Origin of the sequence: uncultured Adlercreutzia sp., from assembly GCA_910585575.1 — a bacterium.
Classification (GTDB): Bacteria; Actinomycetota; Coriobacteriia; order Coriobacteriales; family Eggerthellaceae; genus Adlercreutzia.
Window position 1 is genome coordinate 1 of record CAJUFS010000086.1, and the last position, 8266, is coordinate 8266.

Annotated in this window: 7 protein-coding genes; 3 read left to right on the top strand and 4 right to left on the bottom strand. The window is 62.4% G+C overall.

Annotated features, from left to right (window positions below; translation table 11 throughout):
• Window positions 1–110 precede the first annotated feature (110 nt).
• The 4 genes from QZ307_RS09895 to QZ307_RS09910 all read right to left on the bottom strand — a co-directional run bounded on the left by QZ307_RS09895 (window position 111) and on the right by QZ307_RS09910 (window position 4736).
• Window positions 111–1076: a GNAT family N-acetyltransferase gene (locus QZ307_RS09895; RefSeq protein ID WP_295999420.1), complete on the bottom strand. Its 966-nt coding sequence runs from the start codon at window positions 1074–1076 to the stop codon at window positions 111–113.
• Window positions 1077–1164: 88 nt separating this feature from the next.
• Entirely contained in the window at window positions 1165–2094 is a 930-nt protein-coding gene (locus QZ307_RS09900; RefSeq protein WP_295999422.1) for a Fic family protein, read from the bottom strand.
• Between the two features lie 38 nt (window positions 2095–2132).
• Entirely contained in the window at window positions 2133–2903 is a 771-nt protein-coding gene (locus tag QZ307_RS09905; RefSeq protein WP_295999425.1) for a MerR family transcriptional regulator, read from the bottom strand.
• A gap of 321 nt (window positions 2904–3224) precedes the next feature.
• Window positions 3225–4736, bottom strand: coding sequence for an MFS transporter (locus QZ307_RS09910; RefSeq protein ID WP_295999429.1), 1512 nt, complete (start codon window positions 4734–4736; stop codon window positions 3225–3227).
• 304 nt (window positions 4737–5040) lie between these two features.
• Between QZ307_RS09910 and QZ307_RS09915 the strand changes: the two genes are divergently transcribed.
• The 3 genes from QZ307_RS09915 to QZ307_RS09925 form a co-directional block, all read left to right on the top strand.
• The gene (locus QZ307_RS09915; protein WP_295999432.1) at window positions 5041–5361 is read left to right on the top strand and encodes a rhodanese-like domain-containing protein; all 321 of its coding nucleotides are present in this window, start codon (window positions 5041–5043) and stop codon (window positions 5359–5361) included.
• Complete coding sequence (locus tag QZ307_RS09920) at window positions 5361–7100, top strand: FAD-dependent oxidoreductase (protein WP_295999435.1); 1740 nt, start codon at window positions 5361–5363, stop codon at window positions 7098–7100. Before QZ307_RS09915 ends, QZ307_RS09920 begins: the two co-directional genes overlap by 1 nt.
• A 52-nt stretch (window positions 7101–7152) precedes the next feature.
• On the top strand, window positions 7153–8266 hold a 1114-nt coding region (locus QZ307_RS09925), incomplete at its 3' end, for an MFS transporter (protein ID WP_295999438.1).

Sequence of the window (8266 nt, forward strand, 5' to 3'; positions counted from 1 at the left end):
TCTTCAACGCACTGCACCTTTCTCGAGGCGTCGCTTGCCAAAGGCTCCGCCGAAACATTGCAAGGGCATTGTACCTCAAATGAGGCACGGGGCAAATCTCGCGTTTTCGGCTATACGGCTTCAAATTTTGCCGCACCGTTGATCGTATCCACGCCATAGAGGCGCACTTCGCCGCCCTCGTCCTCGTGGGCAAAGCCGATGAAGTCCCAGCCGCACTTCTCGTAAAAGCGATCGTGGTCGGTGATGAGGTAGAGCCGCGACCGCCCCAGACGCCCCGCCTCGGCGCGCGCCGCATCCAGCAGGCGTCGCGCCAGATGGCCGCCGCGATAGGACTCCTCCACGTAGAGCGCGCAGAGGTTCGGCGCCAAATCGGGCCGATCGTGAAAGTCGTTCTCGATAAGGCCGCAACCCGCTATTACCGGCGCGCCCGGCACCTCGCCGTCGCGCACCACAAACCATTGCGGCACAGCATTGGGGTTCCGCACGCTTTCCGCCATGCTCTCTGCATAGGACTCTTCCAGCACCTCCCATTTACTGGCAAACCAGGCCGCTGCCTGGGGTATCAGCTCGGGGTGCTCGGCGATGCGCTCGATAGGGCCCACTTTGCCGCAAGCCTTCAAGCGCATGTGCAGGATGGGGAACGGATCGCCCATGCCGTCGGTCTCGGAGCGGCCGACCACCTGAAAATTCTCATGCTCATAGAAACCACGCGCCTGAGCATTCTGCTCGTTGACATCGAGCCGCGTTGCGCCGTGCTCCTTGACGGCGACGCGAAGGAGGGACGACCCCACCCCCTGGCCGCGCGCGTCCGGGTGAATGAACAGCATTTCCACTTCGTCACCCGTAATGCCGCAGAAGCCAACAGGAGCCCCTTGGCCATCGCGCGCCACAAGCATGGTTTCTGCGCCGCAAAGCGCATCGGGCACGTAGGCGGCAATGCGCTGAATATCGGCCTCAGTCAGGAAATCATGGGTCGCCCGCACCGAGGCCTCCCACAGGACAAAGAGCGCCGCCGCCTCTTCGGGAAGGTCCCGCAACGGCACATTCAAACGTTCAATTTCAAAGTCGGATTTCATTCTAGTCCTCTCCTTGCTGCCTGGAATCGAGGCAAAAGGACGCCCCATTAAGCACTCCCACTGCGGGCAGCTTATCCGCGACCCCGTTCTAAACAAGGTTACGCTTGTCGAGCGCCTCCATGGGATCAACGTTGCGAATGAGCGCGGGGTTCTCGAACAACGCCGTGCAGATAAGCCGCTCCCGGTCCAGATTGTTTTCGGCGCGCCCCAGCACGTTCTCGTAGAACGCCACAAGGAACGACTCGTCAGGAAAAACGCCAGCGTCGGCATTGCGGTACATGGCACGCACCAGCGCATCGCGATAGTAACGGGTGTGCTTCTCGAACGGCTCGTTAGCAACGGTGAAGCCCAGCTGGTTCAGATAGAGCTCCGAGAACACCGCCACGGTGCGCGTGCTTCCCTTGGCAAAGGGGTGCACCTGCCAGATGAACGCAATGAAGTGGCAGAACTCCGCCAGCTCGTCTCCCTCAAGGGCGCGGTAGGATTTCGCTTGCTCGGCCGCGAAAGCACCACGGAGAGCCATGTCGTAAGCGAGAGGATCGGTATACAGCACACTATCGCCATTGAGAATGTCCTCCTGCTTCACCATGCGCTCGGTCTTGAACCGACCCGGGTGGTAGACAGCTGGATCAAGGTCTTGAAACAAATAACGGTGAATTTCCTGCAGCATCTCAGGCGCAAGAGCAAAAGGCGCGCTTGCCAGCAACTCGGCAATGCGCTGGGCCACCAAATCGGCTTCGCGCGACGCGCCGTCACGGTCTGCGCCGTCGGGCACGACGCCCTGGGACCTTGATCCCGCTCCTACCCCATGATAGGCGCGCACCAGCTCGCCGGTTGCAGCCAGATCACGCTTCCCCGCCACGTACTCCCCCGCGACTTTGCGCAGATAGGGAGAAACCTCCAGACCGTCCACCTGTTGCAACCCGATGGCCACGGCCCAATAATGGCGACGCGCGGCCTCGGATGAGTGCTCGCGCGCCGGTTCGTAGTCGAATATGTCGAGTTTCTCGGCGGTCATAGGGGGTATTGTACCGCACGGCCGCTTCTCTTGCGTCGCTAGTGCACGTTGGCGTGGATGGCGTCGCGCAGGAACTGCGTGGCGCCTTCGCCGCAGGCATCGTCGTAGTAGGCTATAAAACGCGGATCGGCCAGGTAGCCGTCGGCCAGGGCACGATGCGCCTCGGGCGTGTAGGCGCCTTCGCCCCAGTGGACGCGAATCCACTGGGCGTGCATCTCGGCGCACATGCGGGCCTCCGGCGACGCGGGATCGCCCGTGGCCATAGCTGCTATCAGGACTTCCTTGATGCGCTGCTCCAGCTCCTCCTTGGCATTCCAGGCCAGCTTGCTCATGGAGCGCATACGCTCGTTGGCCTCGTCGATGACCTCATCGCCGTAGAGGGCCCGCGACTCTTCGCCGTACTCTTCCTCGAAGCGCTCGACCGCTTCCTGCTTCAGTTTCTCGAAGCGCTGCTCGTCGTTCATGGTTTTGAATTCCTCCAGTCCGTTTAAGGCTTGTTGGGTTACTTGGATGGTTTGGGCAAGCTCGGTGGCTTGGCGACGCAGCGCCAGCAAGTGGCCGCGCAGGTGAGATTCCAGGTCGAAGGTGGGCGTCGCCAGGGCTTCGGCAATGTCAGCCAAGGGAAGCCCGCACGAGCGCAGCAGCAGGATATGCTGCAAGCGATGCACCTCTTCGGGGCCGTAGCTGCGGTAGCCGTTGGCGGCACGCTGGGGCACCAGCAGACCGATCTCGTCGTAGTAGCGCAGCGCGCGCACCGAAAGCCCTGCGGCCTTCGCCAGCTGCGAGGTCGTATAACTCACCGACTCCATGCCAAGATCCCTTCTTCGAAATGCGAGCGGTCAACCAAGGAAGCGCTTCCCTCTGCCCAACGCCAGCTTACCCCCTTACGCTACGGAAGGGTCAAGGGCGAGAAACAAAATCAGCTTCCCAATGGCAAAAAATAGGGGTTCTGACCAGCTAAAGGCCAATTTTAAGCGCCTCGGAAGCGCAGGGTAGCGAAAATCTCCAAGCGTTTGATCATTTCAAGGCACCGAGCGTCCTTGCGGCACCCAAATCCTAGTCAGAACCCCCGATTTCTGCCACCGTGGGGCCGCTTTCGTTCCTGGGGCGGCAGAGACTTGTCACCGTCCCTACTTCCCGGTACGCTTCTTGCGCATGATGCGGGCGAAGATCACGGACACCACAAACGCTACTGCAAGAATGCCCAGGTCAATGTAGAGAGTGTGGGAGAATCCGGCCGCATAGGCCTGGGCTTTCGTGGCGCCGGCAGCCATGAGGCCATCGACGTCGGCGGACATGACGCCCACGAACAGTGCCGAGCCGATAGAGCCGGCTATCTGCACCAAGGTGGAATGGATGGCGGCGCCGTGAGCGTAGATTTCCTTTGGCAGCACCTCTAGATCGGCGGCCTTCAGGGTTGGAAAGACCAGGCCAACCCCGACATAGGCCATCGCGGCGCACACCATCATAGCGACAACCAGCACAGCCGAAGAGGTGAACTCCACCCCAATGAAGCCAACCAGGAGCAGCAGGAATCCGGCGGGCACCAGCGGCCATATGCCGTGCTTGTCCTCGATGCGACCACCCACGAAGCAGCTGCCAGCGTAGCAAAGAATAGGCAGCGCCAGCAGGCATCCGGCAACAAACGCACTATAGCCGACCGTGCCTTCCAAGTACAACGGCAGCAGCAGGCTCATGAAGATGGACCCCATGTAGCCCAGCATCATCAGCACCTCGCCACACACAAAGCGGGGATGCTTGAAGGGAGTAAGGTTGAGCAGCGGCGTCTTGATGTGGAACTGGCGCCACGCGAACAACGCCACCGCCGCCGCGCCAGCCACCATGACCAGCGCCGAAGGCAGCGGGTTGCGGGACACCTCGTTCAGGCCGTAGATGACCGCACCCAAGCCGACAAAGCTGAGGGCCACGCTCAAAACGTCGATGGCGCGGTCCTCGCGCGGGTAGATGTCGTGCAGGAAGAAGAAGCCCAGCCCCAGCAGGCCCACCGACAGAACCGCCGGGATAAGGAACAGCGACTTCAGCCCGAAGTACGTCAGCATCAGACCCGCCAGCATCGGGGCGAAAGCCAGGCCTACGCCAATGACGCCGCTGTTGATGGCCAGCATCGTGCCCTTCTTTCCCGCTGGCGAAATGGTCAAAATAACGCTGGTCACCACGGGAAAGAACAGTCCCACGGTGAGCGCCTGCACCAAGCGAGCCACCAGCATCATGGGGAAATTCATCGCGAAAAAGCCCAACAGCGAACCGATGAGCGACGCAGCGTAGCCGAACATCATTACCTTGCGAACGCCGAAGCGCTTCAGAAGCGACGCCGCCATGGTAATGACCGTGGCGGCCACCACAGTAAAACCGAGCACCATCCAGTTGGCCACGGAAAGGCTGACATGAAAATCGGTGGCCACCTGATCGAGAGCGATGTTCATCAGCGACTGATTGAAAGACGCGAGCAGATTGCTGGCCAGCATCATGATCATCATGATCCACATCGCCCGGCCCGTGGGGATAGCCGGGATAGCAGCGGAACGGGGGCATGGCGCAGAGGCGGCGGCAGGGGCCGGAGAACTCGCGGGTTGAGCGGGTTTCGCACCCGTGGCTTGCATGGTGCTTTTAGGTGTACTCAAGAGATCGCCACCTTGGAGAGAGGGACGGGCTCGCAGGTCGAGCCCGAGGGTTTACCTTCCTATGGTAGGAAGAAGAACGCCCCGTTTGACGCCCGCTTAGCGCAGGGTTTACCAGTCGTTTCTTCCTGGCTCGTTCGCCGTTATCTGACGAAGGGACGAGCCCTCACCCAGCCCCGTACAGCCGGATCCACAGTTTTAACCCGCCAGATTCACCACCCCCGATCCGTCCTTCTGGTGTAACCTTTTCGGTAAGCATCACGACGCCGGATGCACTGCCGGCGCTCAAGAACGTAAGGAGTTTGCCATGGGAATGTTCGATTTCCTGCGAGGCCCCAGCATTGACGAGGGCGTTCGCGAATACCACGACACCGACGGAGCCGTGCTGCTGGATGTGCGCACGCCCCAGGAATTCGCCCAGGGCCACGTGCCCGGCAGTGTGAACGTCCCGCTGCAAGAGCTGAACCGCGTTACCGCCGTCGTGCCCGATCCGGCCACGCCGCTGTTCGTCTACTGCCAGAGCGGCGGTCGCAGCGGACAAGCCGTGGCCGCTCTGCAGCGTGCAGGCTATACAGCCGCGAAGAACATCGGCGGCATGAGCAGCTACACGGGAGAGGTGGAGCGCTAATGAAGGTAGTCATTGTCGGCGGCGTGGCGGGCGGCGCCACAGCCGCGGCCCGTATCCGTCGCTTGGACGAGCAGGCCGAGATTGTCGTGTTCGAGCGCTCGGGCTACATTTCCTACGCCAACTGCGGGCTGCCCTACTACATCGGCGGCGCCATCACCGACCCGGCGGCGCTGACGCTGCAAACACCGGAAAGCTTCTTCTCGCGCTTTCGCATTGCCATGAACGTGCACCACGAGGTGACGGCTATCCATCCCGAGCGCAAAACCGTCTCGGTCACGAACCTGGAAACCGGCGAGCAGTTCGAGGAAAGCTACGACAAGCTGCTGCTGTCCCCGGGAGCGAAGCCGACGCAGCCGAAGGTGCCCGGCGTGGGGCTCGACCACGTGTTCACCCTGCGCACCGTCGAGGACACCTTCCGCATCAAGGAGTACATCGAGGAGCACCATCCCCAGTCGGCGGTGCTGGCCGGCGGCGGCTTCATCGGCCTGGAGCTGGCGGAGAACCTGCGCGAGCTGGGCATGGACGTCACCATCGTCCAGCGTCCCAAGCAGCTAATGAACCCCTTCGACCCCGACATGGCCGCGTTCATCCATCACGAGGCACGCAAGCACGGCATCCAACTGGCCCTGGGCCACACCGTCGAGGGCTTCGAGGAAGTGGACGGCGGCGTCGACGTGCTGCTGAAGGACGAGCCCGCGCTGCACGCGGACATGGTAGTGCTGGCCATCGGCGTGACCCCCGACACGGCGCTGGCGAAGGAAGCAGGGCTTGATCTGGGCCTCAAGGACAGCATTGTGGTGAACGAGCGGATGGAAACCTCCGCGCCGGACATTTACGCCGTGGGCGACGCCGTGCAGGTGCAGCACGTGGTGACGGGACTTGACAGCCTTATCTCCCTGGCGGGGCCGGCCAATCGGCAGGGGCGCATTGCCGCCGATAACATCTGCGGCGGTGACAGCCGTTATCGCGGGTCGCTGGGCAGCAGCGTCATCAAGGTGTTCGACCTGACCGCGGCCTCCACGGGCATCAACGAGGCCACGGCCCGCAAGGCAGGGCTTGAGGTGGACAAGGTGATCCTCTCCCCCATGAACCACGCCGGCTATTATCCCGGCGGGAAGTCGATGGTCATGAAGGTGCTGTTCGAGAAGGGCACCAACCGCCTGCTGGGCGCGCAGATTGTGGGCTATGACGGCGTTGACAAGCGCATCGACGTGCTGGCCTGCGCCATTCACAACGGCATGCTGGTCACCGACCTGCCCGAGCTGGATCTGGCCTACGCGCCGCCCTACTCCTCGGCCAAGGACCCCGTGAACATGGCTGGCTTCATGGCCGAGAACATCGAAGAAGGCGTGCTTGCGCAGTGGTATCTAGAGGATCTGGACTCACTGCCCCGCGACGGCAGCGTCACGTTGCTGGACGTGCGCACCCCTACTGAATACGCGGGCGGGCACATCGACGGCTTCCGCAACATTCCCGTAGACGAGCTGCGCGATAGGCTGGACGAGCTGGAGCTGGGCAAGCCGGTGTACGTCATCTGCCAGAGCGGCCTGCGCAGCTACATTGCCTGCCGCATCCTGGCCGGCCACGGCTTCGAGCCCTACAACTTCGCCGGCGGCTACCGCTACTACGAGGCGGTGACGAGCGACCGAGAGCTGATTGAGGCCGCGGCAGCCGGAGCGGGTGCAGCCGCAGGTGCCGCGCTTGACGAGGCAAGCACTCCGTGCGGAGCGAAGGCGTAGGGACTACAATAGGCGAAAACGCAATTCCCGCACTACTCGGAGGCGCTTCCCTATGACCGCATCATCGACCACCGCATCGACCGCACCCGAGGCCTTCCCCGGCCTGAGCTCGCTGCGTCGGCGGATCAGCTATGCGCTCATTGTGCTGCTGGGGTTCTCGCTGGGCGTGTCCGAGTTCGTGGTCATTGGCATCGAACCGGAGCTGGCCGAGCACTACCACAGCTCACTCGCTCAAATTGGTGATCTCATCAGCCTCTTCGCGCTTTCCTACGCCGTCGCGACGCCCTCGCTGGCCATTGCGACGGCGCGGTTCCAGCGCTCCCGACTGCTGGCCATCTATTTGCTTGTCTTCGTGGCGGCCAACTTCGCAGCCATGGTGGCGCCCTCGCTGGGCATCTTGATGGCATCGCGCGTGGTTATGGGCGCCGTGGCGGGACCGCTGCTGGCCGTGGGTACCACCTATGTATCCGATCTGCTGGGGCCATGGAAGTCCTCCATGGGCATTTCGGTGGTGTACGCCGCGTTCTCCATTGCCCTGGTGCTGGCCACCAGCGCGGGACGCATGGTGGTGGCTCTTTGGTCGTGGCACGTAGCCCTGGTGGCCGCCTTCGCTTTCTCCGTTATTACCGCCGTGTTGCTGGTAACGGTGCTGCCGAAAGAGCGGGGGCGCAAGCGCGAGGCCACCCTGACCTCGCCGCGCCATCAGGTGGGGCTGCTCAAGGAGCGCGCCGTGGTGTTCGGCGTGCTTATTTTCATGTTCGGCGTGGGCGGCGTGTACGCCTTCTACGGGTACGTGACGCCCTATTTGGAGACCGACCTGGGGCTCAACAACGGACAATCGGGCACCGTGCTGCTGACGTTCGGGTGCATCTGCTTCTTCTCGGACCTGCTTTCGGGCTGGCTTGATGGGAAGTTCGGCATGAAGTCGCTGCCGCCGGTATTCGTGGTGCTGACCGCAGCACTGTTGGGACTGTGGCTTTCGGGGACGAATGTAGCGCCGGCTCTGGTGGCCATGGGCTTTATCGCGCTTTTAATGTACGCGTTTTCCATCCAGGCCATCAGCATGTTCATGGACATCGCCCGCAAGCATCACCCCGGCGCGCTGGTGCTGGCCGCCTCCATCGAGCCCACTTCGTTCAACATCGGCATCGCCTTCGGCACCACCG